We start from the raw sequence: 18,328 nt of genomic DNA on the forward strand, positions 1-18,328 counted from the left end.
ACAATGAATTCACAACTTCAAACAACCATAGACGGACTAGATATCCATTCTATTCCTGCAGAACGACTTGTTGTTCTTAAACCATTTATTAATTACCTACAAACCAAGGTAACAGAAGGTGGTCAGATTAATTTAAACTTAATTTGTACCCATAATTCTCGTCGTAGCCATCTGTCACAGGTTTGGGCACAAACCATGGCACATGTTCATGAAATTAACAATGTTAATTGCTATTCCGGAGGCACTGAAGCTACAGCAGTTTTTCCAAAAGTTATTGAGACACTCAGTTCTCAAGGATTTCAAATACATGCGCTATCAGATGGCGCGAATCCAGTATATGCTATTAAATATGATGAAAGCGATCCTGCCATTATTGGTTTTTCAAAAACTTTTGATGATGCCTTTAATGCACAATCAGATTTTGCTGCCGTGATGACTTGTAGCCATGCAGATGAGAATTGCCCCTTTATACCTGGCGCCAATACCAGAATTGCCCTTAATTATGAAGATCCTAAACTTTTTGATGGAACACCCCAACAAAATGAGAAATACTTAGAGCGCAGTCTACAGATCGCTACTGAAATGAAATATGTCTTCAGTCAATTACAGTAAATAGAAAAGCCGTCATCAAGACGGCTTTTCTATTCGTTCCAGTTCATTTTGCGGTAGGCACTTCGCACTATTTCGCCAAAGTTTTCAAGATGTTGTACATATTGCTCTTCCGTAACAAGTTTTTTCATCTGGATGTTCATTTTTTTAACGATATCGTGAAAACCACCACGTATTTGCTTATCATTGAGCGCATTGTCCTTATCATTGAGCCGACTCATTTCATAAATGTGATCGTAAAAAATACGTTCGTACTCCGCATTAACCTCTTCCGAAAGGCGCTTTTTTTGGGCCTGTTCATAAAACCATAATTGAAAATTGGCCCGTTCCTCTGGTATAAAAATCGTCACCTTTTGATTTTCGAGTTGAACCTGTTGCTGCCTGTTGACTTGAGCATTAACAGAGCAACTAAACCTACTAACATCACTATTATGTAAATGCTGGGTATCATAGAATATAGCTTTAAGTAAAAGTACTGATTTTTAACTTTTTATTTTGTTTAACCTTATCGTCATATTGTTAAACATTTTGTATCTTTGTTTTATAACAAAGGTACTATGGCTAAGAATAAAACAATCAGTGAATCCCAAATCATAGATATGTTTATGGATTATGTTTTAGAACATAATCATCAACCCAAATCGGTTTATGCATTTGCCAAAACCAATAATTTTGAAGAATCCAAATTCTACAAATTTTTTGGTTCTTTCGATGCCTTGGAGCGTGATATTTTTAAGGCATTTTTTGACAATACCATTGCGGTGATCGACAAAAACGAAGACTATCAAAATTTTGATGCTAGAAATAAACTTCTAAGTTTTTATTATACTTTTTTTGAGGTACTTACAGCTAACCGAAGCTATGTGCTTTATGCATTGAAAGAGCACAAAGAACATTTAAAGCTGCTAAAGACCTTATCGGTTCTAAAAAAACATTTTATTAATTACATCGGTTTACTTGACATTGAAACCATAGACTTTAAACAAGAACAATTAGAGAAAATTCAAAGACGGGGTATAAAAGAAACGGCCTGGCTTCAACTTTTAATCACATTACGATTTTGGATGGACGATAGTTCTGCTTTATTTGAGAAGACTGATCTTTTTATCGAAAAATCGGTAAAGGCTAGCTTTGACCTAATCGACACAACTCCAATTCGGAGTTTAATTGATTTGGGAAAGTTTATTTACAAAGAACAAATTCATATGAACTAGGCCAATGAAGACGATTGACAGTATCCCCATTACTAAAATATCGAGAGCCTCAAAATTAGTTTCAACCGGGGCTAAGGTTGGTGTCAATTACATCAAATACTATGGTGATAAGCTCGTTAATCCCCAAGAGGAAGCCAAGGAACGCTTAAACCAAAATAATGCTGAAGACATCTATGACAGCCTAAAACAATTAAAAGGCAGTGCTTTAAAGGTAGCGCAGATGCTAAGTATGGAAAAGAGCATTTTACCTCAGGCCTATGTCGAGAAGTTTTCATTATCTCAGTTTTCAGTACCGCCATTGTCACCACCATTGGTAATTAAAACGTTTAAAAAATATTTTGGGAAGCACCCCAATGATCTATATGATACTTTCAATGCAACTTCAGTAAATGCCGCAAGTATTGGCCAAGTCCATACCGCGGATAAGGATGGGAAAAAGTTTGCTGTGAAAATCCAATACCCTGGAGTTGCAGAAAGTATCGCCTCAGACCTGGCTTTGGTAAAACCAATTGCCATTAAAATGTTTAATATCAAAGGAAAGGACTCTGATAAATATTTTAAAGAGGTAGAAGATAAATTGGTTGAAGAAACCAACTATCTGCTGGAAATTAAACAGAGTAAGGCGGTTGTTGAGGCATGTAAACATATTCCCAACCTGAAGTTTCCTAATTATTATGAAGAACTCTCTTCTGAGCGCATCATTACCATGGACTTCATGAAAGGCCAGCACTTATCTGAATTTGCACCCAATAATACTGATCAAGATCTATCTAACAAACTCGGCCAAGCCTTGTGGGACTTCTATATGTTTCAAATCCATAAACTTAAAAAGGTACATGCAGATCCACATCCTGGTAACTTTCTTATATCTCCGGAGGGTAATTTAATAGCTCTTGATTTTGGTTGTATGAAGATCATTCCGGATGAATTTTACATCCCTTATTTTGAACTGGCTAGAAAAGAAAATCTAGAGAACAATAAGTATTTCCTTGAGAAATTATACGAATTAGAAATTCTAAGAGCGGATGACAAGCCTGAAGAAGTTAAATTCTTTAGCAACATGTTTTATGAGTTACTCAGTTTGTTCACTCAACCATTCCACAATGAAACTTTTGACTTTTCAGATCCTGAGTTTTTCGAAAAGGTTGGCGAAATGGGTCAGCGATATTCAAAAAGTACGGAACTGAGAAATATGAATGGCAATAGAGGCTCCAAACACTTTATTTATATCAATCGCACATTCTTTGGGCTTTACAATTTAATGTTTGACCTCAAAGCAGAAAATATACAGATCAACAACTTTAGTAATCTATAATGACCACCTTTACAGAACAGGACATCAACGGCATGCATCACCTGAATCGCATTAATCTTATTAACAGCTGTTCTGGTTACAAATCTGCTAATTTGATTGGATCTAAGGGTTCAGATGGCGTATCAAATGTTGCAGTGTTTAGCTCAGTAACACATGTTGGATCTAACCCACCCCTTTTAGGGTTTTTTCTTAGACCAACTACTGTTCTTAGAAATACTTATGAAAACATAAAAGCTACTGGCAAATACACCATTAATCATATCCATGAAGCCATAATAGAAGAAGCCCATCATACTTCTGCAAAATACGATTCCAGTATTTCCGAGTTTGATGTAACAGGTTTGGAAGAGACTTATATTGATGATTTTTATGCCCCATTTGTTGGAAGCAGCCCTGTAAAATTAGCAATGGAGTATGTCGATGAGTACTTTATTGATGCCAATGACACGATCTTGGTTCTCGGTAAAATTAAGTCCATTTATGTGGATGATCATCTCGTATCTAAAGACGGTTTTATAGACTTAAGTAAAGCTAATACCGCTACTGTGAATGGGTTGGATGCTTATGCAGTACCAAAAACTAATGTTCGTCTTTGCTATCAACGTCCAAATCCAGTTTTTATAATATCTGATGATTAATGCGTATTCTTATCACAGGAACGACTGGCTATATTGCCAAAAGGCTAGCGCTACGTTTGCTAGAAGATGACCATGAATTGGTCTGCTGTGTTCGTGATCTCGAACGTATTCCTGATGAAATCGAGAACCACCCTAATATCGAATACATAAAAGTTGATTTCCTTGACATCACCGGTGTCGAATTACCTAAAAATATTGAGGCTGCCTATTATCTCATTCATTCGATGAGTAGCGCGGAAGGCGATTTTAATGCATTAGAACAAACCTGTGCTCATAATTTCAAAAGCTTAGTTGAAAACACCAATTGCGAGCAGGTCATTTACCTCAGCGGTATTGTTAATGACCAATCCCTCTCCAAACATTTGCAGTCCCGCTATGAGGTTGAACAAACTTTAAGGTCAAAACGCTATGCCCTAACCACCTTCAGAGCAGGGATTATTGTTGGTAGTGGTAGTGCTTCGTTTGAAATTATTAGAGATATTGTTGAAAAGCTACCTGTGATGGTAACCCCTAAATGGTTGAACACCAAATCTCAACCTATTGGCATCAGAGATGTTCTAACATTTTTATCCGGTGGATTAAAAAAAAGGTCGCTATACAATAAATCTTACGACATCATAGGACCCGAAGTCTTAACTTATAAAGAAATGCTGCTTCAATTTGGAGAGGTCAGAGGACTTAAACGCTACATCTGGACTTTACCAGTACTTACACCAAAACTCTCTTCTTACTGGCTCTATTTTGTGACCTCAACCTCATTTCCTTTGGCAAGTGCACTGGTGGACAGTATGAAAGTTGAAGTCATTGGAAAGCCATCAAAAATCAACGCTATTATTGGAATTGAACCAATGACCTATAAACAGGCCGTAGATTTAGCTTTTCAAAAAATACAACAAAACGCCGTAGTATCTAGTTGGAAAGATGCAGTGAGTAGTGGGTTGTTTAGAGATCCATTATCCAAACATATCGAATTGCCTCATTTTGGCTGCTTTAAAGATGTGAGGTCGCGAAAGATTGTTGACGAACGGTATACCCTTGAGAAAATTTGGAGTATTGGTGGTGACAATGGCTGGTACAGTTTTAATTGGTTATGGAGATTACGAGGTTATGCAGATAAATTATTTGGTGGAGTTGGTTTACGACGCGGTAGAACCCACGAAGACTATCTAGAACCAGGTGATCCTTTGGATTTCTGGAGAGTATTATTTGCAGATAAGGAAGAAAAACGACTCCTCCTATTTGCGGAAATGAAACTCCCAGGAGAAGCTTGGTTGGAGTTTAAAATTGTTAAAAACCGACTGTTCCAAAGAGCAGTATTTAGACCTAAAGGTGTATGGGGACGTTTGTATTGGTACATGGTACTCCCCTTTCACGCATTTGTTTTTAAAGGAATGATTAATGCTTTAATCAATACCAAATGAAAGGGGTTAAAAAGGCGAACCTACCTACCAAGATATGCCCCGTATGCAAGCGACCATTCACTTGGCGCAAAAAATGGGAGAACAATTGGGAACATGTGAAATATTGTAGTAAAAAATGCAGAACACAACACTAAAAACAGGCTTGATCTGGTATAGAAACGATTTAAGAACAAGAGATCAACAGTCTCTAAGTTTTGCCACCAATGAATGTGATCGGGTTATTGCCTTGTACTGCATTGATCCAAGATATTTTGAAACGACAGAATTCGGTTTCAAAAAAACTGAAAAATTTCGAGCCAAATTTTTACTGGAAACGATCAATGATTTGAAGGTTCAATTAAATCAGTTAAATATCGATCTATTCGTTTTTCATGACCGTCCAGAAAATATCATAGCAGACTTTTGTGAAACTTATGAAGTAGGGGCTTTGTATCTTCAGAAAGAATGGACCTCTGAAGAACTTGTGGTTTCAAACAAGGTGAAAAACTCCATCCAACCTACCATTAAATGGGTTGAGTCTTTTGATCAGTTTCTGTTCCATCCAGATGACATCAACATACCCGTTTCGAACATTCCACAAGTGTATACAGTGTTTAGAAAAAAACTAGAAAAGTATGTAGATGTACGACAAGAAGCGGTCCCAGCAAAAATGCCACCAGAAAACAGGATCAAAGTCAAAACTCAAATCCCACAATTAAACGACTTAGGATTCTCAGATTATAAAATATCCGAAAGTACAGCTTTCCCTTTTAACGGTGGTGGGACCGAAGCTTACAAGCGTCTCAATAACTATTTCTTCAAATCAAAAAAGCTCGGGGTTTACAAGAAGACTCGTAACGGTTTATTAGGAAAAGACTACAGTTCTAAATTTTCTCCCTGGCTCGCTAATGGCAGTATATCTGCAAAATCTATTTATTGGCAGGTTAAAAATTTTGAAACTAGCAACTTTAAAAATCAATCGACTTACTGGTTGGTATTTGAACTAATTTGGAGAGATTACTTTAAATACATTTCGCTAAAACATGGGAACCAGATTTTTAAACTAGAAGGCATCCTTAAAAAGGATTACCAATGGTCCTCTAATCCAAACCTGGTTGAGAAATGGATCCATGGTGAAACACGATCTGATTTTGTTAATGCCAACATGATCGAATTAAAAGAAACTGGTTGGATGAGTAATCGAGGTAGGCAAAATGTCGCCTCATTTTTTGCAAAGGATCTTGAGCTGGATTGGCGAATAGGCGCAGCGTATTTTGAGTCTCAACTATTAGATTATGATGTTCATAGTAATTATGGTAATTGGATGTATGTAGCCGGAGTTGGGAATGATCCAAGAGACCGGAAGTTTAATGTAGACCTCCAAGCCGAACGATACGATTCCACTGGAAAGTACAGAAGGCAATGGCTACAAACCACACTCTTTTAAATCTTATTATGTCCCAAGCCCTTATTCTATTTCCGCACCAATTATTTAAGAACCTGCCTATTGAAGATACCAAGACAAGTATCTATCTAGTAGAAGAATTTTTATTTTTTAAGCAGTTTCCATTCCATAAACAAAAACTTCAATTCCACAGGGCGACTATGAAAGCCTATGAGGCGCACTTAATTGTGTCTGGATTTCAAGTACACTATATCAATTCTAATGATAGAACCTCAGACATACGACTTTTAATTCAGCAATTAAAATCAAATGGGTTAGACCAACTTCACTTTATTGATCCTACAGACTATTGGTTAGAAAGACGCATCTATCGAAGTTCTGAAGGACTTGACATTGTTTGGTACGATAACCCCTTATTTCTAAACACAAAGGAAGAATTAAGTGGTTTCTTTAAACCTCAAAAGAAAAAATTCTTTCAGACAGCTTTCTACAAGGAACAGAGAAAATCGAGACAGATTTTAATGAATAACTCAGAACCTGAAGGTGGGCGATGGACCTATGATACGGATAATCGCAAAAAGTACCCAAAGAACAAAATTCCACCTGTGGTTAGTTTCCCAGTCCAAAGTAAGTACCACAAGGAGGCTAAAACTTATGTCGAAACCTATTTTAAAGAGAATTATGGGGACTTTAATGATTTTCTTGCCTATCCGGTTGATTTTGCTGAAGCCAATGATTGGCTAGATCAATTTCTAGAGCAACGTTTTCACGAATTCGGTACATATGAAGATGCAATCGTCAAAGAAGAACACCTGTTAAACCACAGCCTCTTATCACCACTTATCAATGTTGGATTGTTACTACCCGGACAAGTGATCGATAAAGCCATTAGGTACGCCAGATCAAATAACATCCCAATCAATTCCACAGAAGGGTTTGTGAGACAAATTCTAGGATGGCGCGAGTTTATAAGAGGAGTTTATGAAGTCAAGGGAACCGAAGAACGCACCAAAAACTTCTGGGGGTTTACAAGAAAAATACCCACCTCATTCTATAATGGCACCACAGGTATAGCTCCAATTGATGATTGCATTAAGAAAATTCTAAAAACCGGATATGCCCATCATATCGAGCGTTTAATGATCTTGGGAAATTTCATGGTATTATGTGAATTTGATCCTAACGCTGTTTATCAATGGTTCATGGAGTTATTTATAGATGCCTACGATTGGGTAATGGTTCCCAATGTATATGGCATGAGCTTGTATGCAGATGGTGGATTAATGTCTACCAAACCTTATATAAGCTCAAGTAACTACATTATGAAAATGAGCAATTATGGTAAAGGAGATTGGCAAGCCACTTGGGACGGACTATTCTGGGCATTTATGGACAAACATCGAGATTTCTTCCTCAGTAATCCACGCTTAGGTATGCTGATTAGAACCTTTGACAAAATGAATCCAGAAACAAAGGAAAGGCATCTGTCCAACGCACAGTTGTTTTTAAATGAATTGGACCAATGAATTCAAAAGAATCGATAGCAGTAGTTTGGTTAAAGCGCGATCTACGACTGGATGATAACGAGTCCATTTATAGAGCCTTAAAATCAGGGCAGCGTGTTTTACTCTTGTATGTTTTTGAAAACTTGTTACTCAATGACACCCACTACAGTGAGCGTCATTTTAATTTTATCAAGCAATCCCTAAGTGATTTAAACGCACGCCTGAAACCTTACAATACGCAAGTTCTATCAGTGGTGTCTGACTTATCCAGTGCCTTTAATCAAATTCAGTCAATTTTTAAAGTTGAAAAAGTCTATTCGCATGTAGAGACTGGCTTGTTGGTAACTTATAATAGAGACAAGGAATTTAAGCGCTATTGCCGGAATAACTTTATTCAATGGATTGAGAGCAAAAATAACGGTGTAGAAAGAGGATTAGTTAATAGAGACAATTGGTTTGAAAACTGGGAAGACTACATGTCTCAATCGCAATTTGAATTCAAACCAAAAGCAGAACAGTTTGTATCAAATATGCAAATCCAACAAATTTATGAACTGTTAAGCCCAATGGACTTAAGTACTAAAATCGATAAACGTTTTCAACACGGTGGCACTACCTATGCCTGGAAATATGCTCGGAGTTTTTTCGAATCAAGGCATAAGAGCTACATGTTTGACATTTCAAAACCCGAAGATTCTAGAACAAGTTGCAGTCGCTTATCGCCTTACATTGCTTGGGGAAACGTATCTATCCGTCAAGTATTCCAAAAAGCTCAGGAATTAAAAGAGCAAAGCAATGAAAAGAAACACCTTGGTGCCTTTATATCAAGACTGCGGTGGCAGGCACATTTCATTCAAAAATTTGAGATGGAACACACTATGGAGGAGGCCAGCGTTAACAAGGGTTATCATAAACTTAAGAAAAAAATATCTCTGGAATATCAAAAAGCATGGGAAGAAGGCCAAACCGGCTTCCCTCTAGTAGATGCTAGTATGCGTTGTCTTATTGAAACAGGTTATGTGAATTTTAGAATGCGTGCTATGTTGGTATCCTTTTTCACCCACCTACTATGGCAGCCCTGGCAGAATGCTAGTGCTCATTTATCGCGACAGTTTTTAGATTTTGAACCAGGTATCCATTTTCCACAATTGCAAATGCAGGCTGGTGAAACCGGGATTAATAATCTAAGAATTTACAATCCCACTGTTAACGGTTTAAAACACGACGCAGATGCCACCTTTATTAGGAAGTGGGTTCCAGAGCTTGCTGAATTACCAACAGCATTTGTACATGAACCATACCTCCTGACAGAACTTGAACAACAGCTTTTTAATTTTAAACTTGGAAAAGATTACCCATTCCCTATTGTAGATATTAAGGAAAATAGAAAACGCGCTAGCGATATTCTTTGGAACATGAAAAGAGATCCAGAGGTTCTTAATGAAAGTAAACGCATCCTTAACCGACATACTATAAGGGATCGCAATCGTATGTTAAGCAGTGACTAATGCCCTTTAATCGGGCCAATTCAGTGAATCCATAATTATCTGTTAATTTTTGTTTAACCATATCCTAAATAAGTTAAACATTCTTTATATTTGATAAGGATATGGTATTAAACACGACACATTACAACAAAGATCACAAGCAAATAATTGAAGATTTGGTGGGAGCGCCTTTCTCTTTTATGCAGCGATTACGAATGAATGGTATTGGGTCTAAAAGAATGATTGTAGATGAAGTTAGTCCTAACCTTACGTCATTAATGAACATAGTTTCTGATTTGAATTATGCAAATATTGAATTACGACCAAAAGGAATCTTGATTATGATTAATAAGGGTCTTAAAAACTTTACTTGGATAATCCCATATTACCAATTGGTTATTTATAAGGTAAATGGATCTAGTATTCATGCTCAGGGCAAATACATACATTTTAGAAATAACAAAACGTTTAAGGAGAATAAAAAGTTCTTCGATAAACTACTAGATGAGAAAGTGAAGTATGATATGGATTTTGGTATGCCTCAAACTGTATGATTATGCAACAAAAAGAAATCGATCGCGTCATAGAAATGGCTTGGGAAGATCGCACTCCGTTTGACGCTATTTTATATCAGTTTAATCTAAAAGAGCAGGATGTTATTACCCTAATGAGAAGGGAGCTTAAACCAAAAAGTTTTAAGCTATGGAGAGCTCGAGTACAAGGCAGATCAACGAAACACAGTAAAAAAAGAAACTTTGAAGCTGGCAGGTTCAAATGTTCACGCCAGCGGACAATTTCAAATAACTCTATTTCAAAACGATAAACCTGTGCTTTGATTTAGACTTAGAGAACCTAAAGACAGCACGTTAAAAAGATTTTATGAAGACAGAAACTTTAACAAAAAAAAATGGCCATTACCTTAACGGCTTAAGTATAGAGGACATTGGTGATGACCATCTCTTCACTGGATTGGATACCCCAATGAAAGCCAATGCATTTGACATGTCTGATGCAGAAAAGAAAGAACGGATATCTATTCTTTTTTCCGAAATCATGGATGTGTTGGGTCTCGATTTAAACGATGATTCCTTAAAGGGAACCCCAGATCGAGTGGCAAAAATGTATATCGAGGAAATCTTTTCAGGTTTGGACCCAAAAAACAAACCTAAAGTAGCCCTATTCGATAACAAATATCAGTACAACCAAATGCTGGTTGAAAAAGACATAACGTTTTACAGCAATTGTGAACATCATTTCGTTCCTATTATGGGAAAAGCCCATGTCGCCTATATTTCATCAGGTAAGGTGATTGGATTATCGAAGCTGAATAGAATAGTACAATATTATGCCAAACGACCTCAGGTACAAGAACGCCTTACGAATCAAATAGCAAATGAGCTCAAGGAGGTTTTAGGAACTGAAGATATTGCGGTGATTATCGATGCCAAGCATTTATGTGTTTCCTCAAGAGGGGTAAAAGATGATACCTCCGCTACAGTTACCACCTATTACGGTGGAGCCTTCAATACACCACAAAAAATAAATGAACTGTTGAACTATATAAATAACTAAGCTATGGATTTAATGGAACGCGCACTGGAATTTGAAAACAGAAAACATACATTTAAAACAACCAGTGATAGAATTATGGCTTCAAGAGAGGTTAAAGACCTTATCTTAAGTCTCAACGAGATTTATAAAACGACCAAAGATGCTAGCATAATGGATTTGATGAAACGTTTGACGGTCATCAAACAAAAAATTGAAAAGCGTCTTAAAGGTAGACCGTTAACTGCTGCTTAAATAATGAGAACCTTAATCTTGATTGGGGGTAGCAAAGGTATTGGTAAGGCCATTGCTAAGACCTTGCTACCATCTCATAATGTAATTAATATTAGCAGAACCGTCCCTGAATACTCCCACGAGAATTTACAGCACATTAGTTGTGATGTTATTAATGATGACTTACCTGAAATTGCAAGCGCTGATGGGCTGATCTATTGTCCGGGTAGTATTAATCTTAAACCCATCAATAGATTAAAGTTGGAAGATTTTAGATCGGACTTTGAAATAAATGTTATTGGAGCTGTGAAAGCAGTACAAAAGTACTTGCCAATTCTTAAGTCCGGTGAAAACCCGTCAATTATTCTGTTTAGTACCGTTGCTGTAAAACTTGGAATGCCATTTCATGCAAGTGTTGCGGCCGCCAAAGCAGGTGTTGAAGGGCTGACCAAATCTCTCGGAGCTGAGCTTGCTCCAAGTATACGCGTCAATGCTATTGCACCCACAGTAACAGATACAGATTTAGCATCAAAGTTATTGAGAAACGATCGTATGATCGAGAACATGAAGGAACGGCACCCTTTAAAAAAATATTTAGCCCCACAAGAAGTTGCAGACCTGGCTTCATATCTAATTTCAGACAAGTCTTTGGCACTATCTGGACAGGTATTTGAAATGGATTGCGGTATAGTCAGTTTTAAAATATAACTCATGAACCCCCTTAAAACATTTTTTGGTACACTTGGTACTTCGGATACAGATGTGATTCAAAATGCTCCTGAATCATTGTATGACATTCAAATCAACAGTCTTCAAAACAAGCCTATTGATTTAAATAAATTTAAAGACAAAAAGATATTATTTGTCAATGTTGCTTCTAAATGCGGATTTACACCACAATACAGAGAACTTCAGGCATTACATGAGAAATATGAGGGTGAGGTAGTTTTAGTAGGAGTTCCTTGTAATCAATTTGGTAAACAAGAGCCAGGGACTTCTGATGAAATCCAAGAATTTTGTCAAGTTAACTATGGTGTTGATTTTTTAATTACAGAAAAACTCGATGTCAAAGGACCTCATCAACACCCACTTTATGCCTGGTTGACCAAAAAAGCGCTCAATGGCAAGAAAGATTCCTCAGTTAAATGGAATTTTCAAAAATACCTAGTGGATGAAAATGGTGAGTTTCTTGATTACTTCTATTCCATTACAAAACCCATGAATTCTAGAATTACTTCTTATTTCAATTAAAGTCATGTTTGGATTATTTAAAAAGACTTCGGAACTTGAAAAGCTTCAAAAGCAATACGAGAAACTAATGGCGGACTGGCACAAACTCTCAACTACTAATAGAGCAGAGAGTGATAAAAAATATGCCGAAGCCCAAAAGGTACTCGAACGCATTGAAGCAATTCAAAACTAATTCTTGAAAAAAGCATACCTCCTCATACTGTTTTTAGTCATCAACTTTGGTGGATTAGCACTAGGCAGTTGGTTAATGGATGGTGGCCCAACATCAGATTGGTATAATAACCTACAACAGGCCCCATGGACACCACCTGGTTGGGTATTTGGTGCTGCCTGGACATTAATTATGATTTGCTTCTCGTGGTATCTAACAACCTTGTTTTCATTGAAGGTATCAACGGGAATGGTTTTATTATATACCTTTCAAGTACTATTAAATGTAAGCTGGAACTGGTTCTTTTTTAATCAACATTGGACAAGCATTGGACTTATTGTAATTAATATTCTAACAATAATCATCTTTACATTCTTTTTTGCTTTTACATTCAAACCAATAAAGATCTATAGAACCTTACTTCTACCCTACATGATTTGGCTATGCATTGCAACCTCATTAAATGCCTATGTGGTAATTTATAACTAAAATGAAAATTTACACCTTACATAAAAAGCAACAACTTCCAATTTCAAAACAGGAGGCTTGGGATTTCTTGAGTAACCCTAAAAATCTCTCGGTCATTACACCACCAGAAATGAAAATGACTATTGTATCTGGCGCTGAAAGACCCATGTACGCTGGTCAATTATTGGAATACAGTATATCTCCCCTACCCGGTTTTAAAACCAAATGGGTAAGCGAAATTACACAGTACGTTGAAGGTGATTATTTTGTTGATATTCAACTATACGGTCCCTATGCACTCTGGCACCATAAACATTTTATAAACGAAATTAAGAATGGTGTAGAACTAGAAGACTTAATACACTATAAGGTCCCACTTGGCTGGTTAGGCCAACTAGCACATCCAATCCTGGTAGGACCAAAACTAGAGGCTATTTTCGATTACCGAAGGCAGCAATTAGAACAACATTTTTGCATCCTTTAAAATATAGGAATGAAAAAAGAACTTTCCATCTTTTGGTTTAGACGCGATTTAAGACTAACCGATAATGCTGGGCTTTATCATGCCCTTACGAATTCAAAAAGTGTTCTGCCCATTTTTATTTTTGATAATCACATACTGGATAAACTTCCTAAGGATGACGCCAGAGTAAATTTTATACATCAGGAATTAACCAGATTAAATACCCACCTCTCAAATAAAGGCTTTGGTCGAATAGGACTCTATCAGGGTAAGCCGTTAGACGTATTTAGATCGCTTATAGAAAACTATTCTGTCTCTTCGGTTTACACCAATAAGGACTATGAACCATATGCCAGAGAACGAGATACATGCATTGAACAATTTCTAACCTCTCGAGATATTGAATTTAAACTGGTCAAAGATCATGTAATTTTCGAGGAATCAGAAGTGGTTAAGGATGACGGCAAGCCATACGTTGTCTACACACCCTACATGAAGAAATGGAAGTCCAAGTTTACACAACAATGCATTGATCCCAACCCATCAGAGAACTATCTGCATAAAATTACAATTCTGGATGTTCCATCGCTTTCAATTGAAGATGTTGGGTTTACGCTTTCTTCACAGCATATAGCGTCTTACAAGGTTACACCAAAACTTATCCAGGAATATGAGGCTACTAGGAATTTTCCAGCACAGGATGCTACCTCCAAATTAGGGCCACATTTAAGGTTTGGAACTGTGAGTACACGCGAAATGATGCGTAGAGCTATTGCGGAAGACAATGAGGTATTCTGGCAAGAACTCATATGGCGTGAATTTTTCCAACAAATTCTATGGCATTTTCCACATACTAAAGACCAGGCCTTCAAACCTAAATACGATCGGATAAATTGGCGCAATAATGAAGATGAGTTCAAACGTTGGTGCGCAGGAGAAACCGGTTATCCTCTGGTTGATGCTGGTATGCGTCAACTTAATGAAACTGGATTTATGCATAATAGAATCCGCATGCTAGTTGGTAGTTTTCTATGCAAACATTTACTCATTGATTGGCGTTGGGGCGAAGCATATTTTGCAGAAAAACTTCATGATTATGAAATGGCCAGTAATGTTGGCAATTGGCAATGGGTTGCCGGATCTGGTGTTGATGCCGCTCCATATTTTAGAATTTTTAATCCCACTTCTCAGATTCAAAAATTCGACAAACAACTCAACTATATCAATAAGTGGGTTCCAGATTTTCAGGAATTAACTTATCCAGAACCAATAGTGGATCACAAATTTGCCAGAGAAAGATGCTTAAACACTTATAAAAACGCACTTAATTAACATTTTAACTAAGTTATATTTATATTTTTATAATTTTTTTTACTAATAATACAATAAGTTAGTATATTTAACGTTATGGGAATAAATAGATGTTCTATTAGTCTAAGATTTTTCTATTTTCTACGTAACTATTTCGTTAACAATTTAATTTTGAGTCCTGCCTTTTAGTGCAGGACTTTTTTTTGCATTTAGTTACAGCAATTAGAATAGATATGACCAAGCGTGTAGGAGATAATTTTTGGAGCAAGTGCTATGTCAACGGGCTTGTACCCGTTGATTTAATTTATTTAGATAGGAAGTTTGGTTTATTATGAAGCAAAGCTGATTGGTTAGACTAGTTTCCTTCCAGTCTTGTTATTCTTGCCCCAATAGCTCTTAAGCGTTCATCGATATTTTCATAACCCCGATCAATCTGTTCAATATTATGAATCGTTGATGTGCCTTTAGCTGAAAGAGCCGCAATTAACAAGGAAATACCTGCTCGTATATCCGGTGAAGTCATGGTTGTAGCCTTAAGAATGGACTTGAAATCGTGTCCAATAACAATTGCTCTATGAGGATCGCACAAAATAATCTTTGCTCCCATGTCAATGAGCTTATCTACGAAGAACAAACGACTTTCAAACATCTTTTGATGGATTAACACTTCTCCTCTGGCTTGGGTAGCAATAACCAGCACAATACTCAACAAATCAGGAGTAAATCCAGGCCATGGCGCGTCTGCCACGGTAAGTATAGAACCATCAATATACTTCTGTATTTGGTACCCGTCTTCGTGCTTTGGTATAAAAATATTATCCCCTCTTTGCTCAACGGTAATACCTAATTTTCTAAAGATCGATGGAATCTGGCCTAAGTTATCCCAGCTAACGTTATTAATTGTTAACTCACTTTTAGTCATGGCCGCTAATCCAATCCAGCTACCAATTTCAATCATATCTGGCAACATGGTATGTTCAGTTCCTCCAAGTTCATCAACACCATCAATGACTAGCATATTAGAACCAACACCCGATATCTTAGCCCCCATTCGGTTAAGCATTTTACATAGTTGCTGTAGATAAGGTTCACAGGCAGCATTATAAATAGTTGTTTGCCCTTTAGCTAAAACGGCTGCCATGACAATGTTTGCTGTTCCAGTAACTGACGCCTCATCTAGAAGCATGTAGCAACCTTTAAGCCCCTTTGCTTCAACACCATAGAAATGATCTTCTCTGTTGTATCTGAATTTGGCGCCGAGCCTAATAAACCCTTCGAAATGGGTGTCTAAACGTCTTCTTCCAATTTTATCACCACCCGGTTTTGGGATGTATCCTCTGCCAAATCTAGCAAGTAAAGGTCCGACGATCATAATAGAACCACGCAATCCACCACCTTCAATTTTAAAACGTTCAGATTCTAAATACTCAAGGTTAATATCATCTGCTTGAAACTGATATGCGTTTGGTTCGGTTTTGCGAATTTTAACTCCCAGGTTCGACAACAATACAATTAATTTATTCACATCCACGATATCCGGGATATTCTTAATTGTTACAACCTCTGGTGTTAAAAGAACAGCGCATAAGATTTGTAGTGCTTCGTTCTTAGCGCCTTGCGGGGTAATTGATCCCTTTAATTGATGCCCGCCTTCAATTTTAAATGTACCCATATAATCTAGTAACGCTTACGATTGCCTCCGTATTTTTTCTTGTTGCTCTTTTTATTGTTTTTGTTACTATTTCCGTACTTATTTTTGGTACGCATGAGACTATTAGAGTCACTTAAATCTTCAGTACTACCCTTTAGGTTTAATTTCCCATCCGAAAGCTCGAAAAGGTGTTCAAAAATCACATCGTCTTCTACCGTATCCTTGTTCCAATTTAAAAAACACTTTTTCATATGATTTGCAATGGTGTAAACCAGAGCTTCTTTCATTTTACCATCTTCCCAATTAATGGCCTCATCTATCATAATTTTAATATTATTTCCGTAAAAACGATATTTTGGATGATTCTGAGGATATTTTAAGGGTTCTGGCCTGGAATTCAATACGTCTTGTTCAGGTTTTTCAAAGGGAGAATCCACATCCAATTCAAAATTGGACATAATAAACAATTGATCCCATAACTTATGTTGAAAATCTGGCACATCTCTTAAGTGAGGTTGAAGATTCCCCATAACTGAAATAATGGCCTTTGCTAAACGATTTCGCTCGTCACGCGACGGTTCAGCCTTAGCATAATTAACCATTTTTTGAACGTGTCTTCCATATTCAGGAATTATCAAATGTTCACGTTCCGTATTATATTCTAATTCGTCTGTCAAAATTGAAAAAATCTAGGTAATGATCAACTTGTAGTAAAACTAAGTTTGTCGCAAATTACGAAAAAAAGTCAGCACAAAACACTAGAGTGCAATTACATCTTTAACTTTTTCAGCAACTTCTTTGTATTTCGTGATAACAGCATCCGGATTCTTCATTCTAACGTTAATGGATACACTGGTGTACTTATTGTTTTTTGAAGGGTTGGTATTGATTACTGCCCCCATATTATTGAAAAGAGATTCAATTTTCGCAATCTTTTCAGCATCCGTAGTTACAATAAATTTATATAGGTACTCAGTAGGCCATAATGCTGTATCCTGTAGTTGAGACTTTAATTTTTTATAAAATGCTTCTGATTTATCGGGACTTGCCATAACTTAATTTGTATAACAAAGATACAGTTCTAATTGGTTTTTTATTTGATATTTAATTACGATTTTTACCCCTATCACTAAAATCATTCATGACCAAGCGTGTTGTAATTACAGGAGGGCCAAGCACCGGAAAAACCACTCTTATTAACAGTCTAAAGGAAAAAGGTTTCTTATGCTTTGATGAGATATCCAGGCAAGTCACACTTGAAGCGAGACAAGAAGGCATTGAACAACTGTTTCTAAAGGACCCTTTGTTATTCAGTAAAAAGCTTCTTGAGGGCCGTACAGAACAGTTTCTAAGATCTTATTCCATTGATGAGTCCGTCGTTTTCTATGACCGTGGTATTCCCGACGTATTAGCCTATATGGATTATATTGGGGATACCTATCCTCAAGAGTTCATTGACCAATGTCAAAACCATCGATATGATTCTGTAATAATCCTTAATCCATGGAAACGAATCTATTCTAGAGACGGAGAGCGCTATGAGACTTTTGAGCAAGCATTACAAATTCATAGGCATCTCGTTGACACGTATAAACACTATGGTTATGCGCTGACTGAACTACCCGAAGATAGCGTCAACAACCGTATCCAAATCTTACTAGATTCCTTAAATTTATAA

At 36.9% G+C, this 18,328-nt stretch carries 24 protein-coding genes; 20 read left to right on the top strand and 4 right to left on the bottom strand.

From position 1 onward, the window contains the following. The first annotated feature begins 3 nt into the window (after positions 1-3). Complete coding sequence (locus DN064_RS13095; RefSeq protein ID WP_115463116.1) at positions 4-612, top strand: arsenate-mycothiol transferase ArsC; 609 nt, start codon at positions 4-6, stop codon at positions 610-612. A gap of 29 nt (positions 613-641) precedes the next feature. Here the strand turns inward: DN064_RS13095 and DN064_RS13100 are convergent, their stop codons facing one another. Then, entirely contained in the window at positions 642-959 is a 318-nt protein-coding gene (locus DN064_RS13100; RefSeq protein ID WP_115463117.1) for a hypothetical protein, read from the bottom strand. Between the two features lie 207 nt (positions 960-1,166). Between DN064_RS13100 and DN064_RS13105 the strand changes: the two genes are divergently transcribed. The 18 genes from DN064_RS13105 to DN064_RS13190 all read left to right on the top strand — a co-directional run bounded on the left by DN064_RS13105 (position 1,167) and on the right by DN064_RS13190 (position 15,020). Further along, positions 1,167-1,823: a TetR family transcriptional regulator C-terminal domain-containing protein gene (locus tag DN064_RS13105; protein ID WP_115463118.1), complete on the top strand. Its 657-nt coding sequence runs from the start codon at positions 1,167-1,169 to the stop codon at positions 1,821-1,823. A 4-nt stretch (positions 1,824-1,827) separates the two neighbouring features. After that, positions 1,828-3,138, top strand: coding sequence for an ABC1 kinase family protein (locus DN064_RS13110; RefSeq protein ID WP_115463119.1), 1,311 nt, complete (start codon positions 1,828-1,830; stop codon positions 3,136-3,138). Continuing rightward, on the top strand, positions 3,138-3,776 hold the full coding sequence (locus tag DN064_RS13115) for a flavin reductase family protein (RefSeq protein WP_115463120.1): 639 nt from the start codon (positions 3,138-3,140) through the stop codon (positions 3,774-3,776). Before DN064_RS13110 ends, DN064_RS13115 begins: the two co-directional genes overlap by 1 nt. Further along, positions 3,776-5,197 (top strand): SDR family oxidoreductase, encoded by a 1,422-nt coding sequence (locus tag DN064_RS13120; RefSeq protein ID WP_115463121.1) that lies wholly within the window; start codon positions 3,776-3,778, stop codon positions 5,195-5,197. The genes DN064_RS13115 and DN064_RS13120 overlap by 1 nt, the downstream gene beginning before the upstream one ends. After that, positions 5,194-5,331 carry a DUF2256 domain-containing protein gene (locus tag DN064_RS13125; RefSeq protein ID WP_115463122.1) on the top strand — a complete coding sequence of 46 codons (138 nt, stop codon included), beginning with the start codon at positions 5,194-5,196 and terminating at the stop codon, positions 5,329-5,331. Before DN064_RS13120 ends, DN064_RS13125 begins: the two co-directional genes overlap by 4 nt. Further along, positions 5,313-6,623: a DASH family cryptochrome gene (locus tag DN064_RS13130; RefSeq protein ID WP_115463123.1), complete on the top strand. Its 1,311-nt coding sequence runs from the start codon at positions 5,313-5,315 to the stop codon at positions 6,621-6,623. Before DN064_RS13125 ends, DN064_RS13130 begins: the two co-directional genes overlap by 19 nt. A gap of 8 nt (positions 6,624-6,631) precedes the next feature. Continuing rightward, positions 6,632-8,107 carry a cryptochrome/photolyase family protein gene (locus DN064_RS13135; protein ID WP_115463124.1) on the top strand — a complete coding sequence of 492 codons (1,476 nt, stop codon included), beginning with the start codon at positions 6,632-6,634 and terminating at the stop codon, positions 8,105-8,107. Continuing rightward, entirely contained in the window at positions 8,104-9,594 is a 1,491-nt protein-coding gene (locus tag DN064_RS13140; protein ID WP_115463125.1) for a cryptochrome/deoxyribodipyrimidine photo-lyase family protein, read from the top strand. Before DN064_RS13135 ends, DN064_RS13140 begins: the two co-directional genes overlap by 4 nt. A 101-nt stretch (positions 9,595-9,695) precedes the next feature. After that, on the top strand, positions 9,696-10,127 hold the full coding sequence (locus tag DN064_RS13145; RefSeq protein ID WP_115463126.1) for a hypothetical protein: 432 nt from the start codon (positions 9,696-9,698) through the stop codon (positions 10,125-10,127). Positions 10,128-10,129: 2 nt separating this feature from the next. After that, complete coding sequence (locus DN064_RS13150; protein ID WP_198659448.1) at positions 10,130-10,396, top strand: TIGR03643 family protein; 267 nt, start codon at positions 10,130-10,132, stop codon at positions 10,394-10,396. A gap of 56 nt (positions 10,397-10,452) precedes the next feature. Next, positions 10,453-11,145 carry a GTP cyclohydrolase I FolE gene (folE, locus tag DN064_RS13155; protein ID WP_115463128.1) on the top strand — a complete coding sequence of 231 codons (693 nt, stop codon included), beginning with the start codon at positions 10,453-10,455 and terminating at the stop codon, positions 11,143-11,145. A gap of 3 nt (positions 11,146-11,148) precedes the next feature. Next, positions 11,149-11,376, top strand: a complete 228-nt coding sequence (locus DN064_RS13160) for a hypothetical protein (RefSeq protein ID WP_115463129.1) — start codon at positions 11,149-11,151, stop codon at positions 11,374-11,376. Positions 11,377-11,379: 3 nt separating this feature from the next. Beyond that, the gene (locus DN064_RS13165) at positions 11,380-12,063 is read left to right on the top strand and encodes an SDR family NAD(P)-dependent oxidoreductase (RefSeq protein ID WP_115463130.1); all 684 of its coding nucleotides are present in this window, start codon (positions 11,380-11,382) and stop codon (positions 12,061-12,063) included. A 3-nt stretch (positions 12,064-12,066) separates the two neighbouring features. Continuing rightward, positions 12,067-12,606: a glutathione peroxidase gene (locus tag DN064_RS13170; RefSeq protein WP_115463131.1), complete on the top strand. Its 540-nt coding sequence runs from the start codon at positions 12,067-12,069 to the stop codon at positions 12,604-12,606. Between the two features lie 4 nt (positions 12,607-12,610). Then, positions 12,611-12,778 (top strand): Lacal_2735 family protein, encoded by a 168-nt coding sequence (locus DN064_RS13175; RefSeq protein ID WP_115463132.1) that lies wholly within the window; start codon positions 12,611-12,613, stop codon positions 12,776-12,778. Positions 12,779-12,781: 3 nt separating this feature from the next. Further along, complete coding sequence (locus DN064_RS13180) at positions 12,782-13,246, top strand: TspO/MBR family protein (protein WP_115463133.1); 465 nt, start codon at positions 12,782-12,784, stop codon at positions 13,244-13,246. Position 13,247: 1 nt separating this feature from the next. Further along, the gene (locus tag DN064_RS13185) at positions 13,248-13,709 is read left to right on the top strand and encodes an SRPBCC family protein (RefSeq protein ID WP_115463134.1); all 462 of its coding nucleotides are present in this window, start codon (positions 13,248-13,250) and stop codon (positions 13,707-13,709) included. A gap of 9 nt (positions 13,710-13,718) precedes the next feature. Beyond that, complete coding sequence (locus tag DN064_RS13190) at positions 13,719-15,020, top strand: cryptochrome/photolyase family protein (RefSeq protein ID WP_115463135.1); 1,302 nt, start codon at positions 13,719-13,721, stop codon at positions 15,018-15,020. Between the two features lie 334 nt (positions 15,021-15,354). Here the strand turns inward: DN064_RS13190 and murA are convergent, their stop codons facing one another. The 3 genes from murA to DN064_RS13205 form a co-directional block, all read right to left on the bottom strand. After that, on the bottom strand, positions 15,355-16,671 hold the full coding sequence (murA, locus tag DN064_RS13195) for a UDP-N-acetylglucosamine 1-carboxyvinyltransferase (RefSeq protein WP_115463136.1): 1,317 nt from the start codon (positions 16,669-16,671) through the stop codon (positions 15,355-15,357). A 5-nt stretch (positions 16,672-16,676) separates the two neighbouring features. Further along, positions 16,677-17,327, bottom strand: coding sequence for a DUF4290 domain-containing protein (locus DN064_RS13200; RefSeq protein WP_115463137.1), 651 nt, complete (start codon positions 17,325-17,327; stop codon positions 16,677-16,679). Positions 17,328-17,408: 81 nt separating this feature from the next. Next, complete coding sequence (locus DN064_RS13205; protein ID WP_115463138.1) at positions 17,409-17,702, bottom strand: DUF493 family protein; 294 nt, start codon at positions 17,700-17,702, stop codon at positions 17,409-17,411. Between the two features lie 89 nt (positions 17,703-17,791). Between DN064_RS13205 and DN064_RS13210 the strand changes: the two genes are divergently transcribed. Then, positions 17,792-18,328, top strand: coding sequence for an AAA family ATPase (locus tag DN064_RS13210; RefSeq protein ID WP_115463139.1), 537 nt, complete (start codon positions 17,792-17,794; stop codon positions 18,326-18,328).

Origin of the sequence: Winogradskyella aurantiaca, assembly GCF_003362725.1 — a bacterium.
Classification (GTDB): Bacteria; Bacteroidota; Bacteroidia; order Flavobacteriales; family Flavobacteriaceae; genus Winogradskyella_A; species Winogradskyella_A aurantiaca.

Excerpts from the sequence above, each read along its gene's own strand:
- DN064_RS13115 (WP_115463120.1), top strand. The coding sequence starts at position 3,138 with ATGACCACCTTTACAGAACAGGACATCAACGGCATGCATCACCTGAAT.
- DN064_RS13140 (WP_115463125.1), top strand. The coding sequence starts at position 8,104 with ATGAATTCAAAAGAATCGATAGCAGTAGTTTGGTTAAAGCGCGATCTA.
- DN064_RS13125 (WP_115463122.1), top strand. The coding sequence starts at position 5,194 with ATGAAAGGGGTTAAAAAGGCGAACCTACCTACCAAGATATGCCCCGTA.
- DN064_RS13120 (WP_115463121.1), top strand. The coding sequence starts at position 3,776 with ATGCGTATTCTTATCACAGGAACGACTGGCTATATTGCCAAAAGGCTA.
- DN064_RS13170 (WP_115463131.1), top strand. The coding sequence starts at position 12,067 with ATGAACCCCCTTAAAACATTTTTTGGTACACTTGGTACTTCGGATACA.
- DN064_RS13110 (WP_115463119.1), top strand. The coding sequence starts at position 1,828 with ATGAAGACGATTGACAGTATCCCCATTACTAAAATATCGAGAGCCTCA.
- murA (WP_115463136.1), bottom strand. The coding sequence starts at position 16,671 with ATGGGTACATTTAAAATTGAAGGCGGGCATCAATTAAAGGGATCAATT.
- DN064_RS13145 (WP_115463126.1), top strand. The coding sequence starts at position 9,696 with ATGGTATTAAACACGACACATTACAACAAAGATCACAAGCAAATAATT.
- folE (WP_115463128.1), top strand. The coding sequence starts at position 10,453 with ATGAAGACAGAAACTTTAACAAAAAAAAATGGCCATTACCTTAACGGC.
- DN064_RS13095 (WP_115463116.1), top strand. The coding sequence starts at position 4 with ATGAATTCACAACTTCAAACAACCATAGACGGACTAGATATCCATTCT.
- DN064_RS13150 (WP_198659448.1), top strand. The coding sequence starts at position 10,130 with ATGCAACAAAAAGAAATCGATCGCGTCATAGAAATGGCTTGGGAAGAT.
- DN064_RS13210 (WP_115463139.1), top strand. The coding sequence starts at position 17,792 with ATGACCAAGCGTGTTGTAATTACAGGAGGGCCAAGCACCGGAAAAACC.
- DN064_RS13175 (WP_115463132.1), top strand. The coding sequence starts at position 12,611 with ATGTTTGGATTATTTAAAAAGACTTCGGAACTTGAAAAGCTTCAAAAG.
- DN064_RS13135 (WP_115463124.1), top strand. The coding sequence starts at position 6,632 with ATGTCCCAAGCCCTTATTCTATTTCCGCACCAATTATTTAAGAACCTG.
- DN064_RS13165 (WP_115463130.1), top strand. The coding sequence starts at position 11,380 with ATGAGAACCTTAATCTTGATTGGGGGTAGCAAAGGTATTGGTAAGGCC.
- DN064_RS13185 (WP_115463134.1), top strand. The coding sequence starts at position 13,248 with ATGAAAATTTACACCTTACATAAAAAGCAACAACTTCCAATTTCAAAA.
- DN064_RS13160 (WP_115463129.1), top strand. The coding sequence starts at position 11,149 with ATGGATTTAATGGAACGCGCACTGGAATTTGAAAACAGAAAACATACA.
- DN064_RS13105 (WP_115463118.1), top strand. The coding sequence starts at position 1,167 with ATGGCTAAGAATAAAACAATCAGTGAATCCCAAATCATAGATATGTTT.
- DN064_RS13190 (WP_115463135.1), top strand. The coding sequence starts at position 13,719 with ATGAAAAAAGAACTTTCCATCTTTTGGTTTAGACGCGATTTAAGACTA.
- DN064_RS13130 (WP_115463123.1), top strand. The coding sequence starts at position 5,313 with ATGCAGAACACAACACTAAAAACAGGCTTGATCTGGTATAGAAACGAT.
- DN064_RS13205 (WP_115463138.1), bottom strand. The coding sequence starts at position 17,702 with ATGGCAAGTCCCGATAAATCAGAAGCATTTTATAAAAAATTAAAGTCT.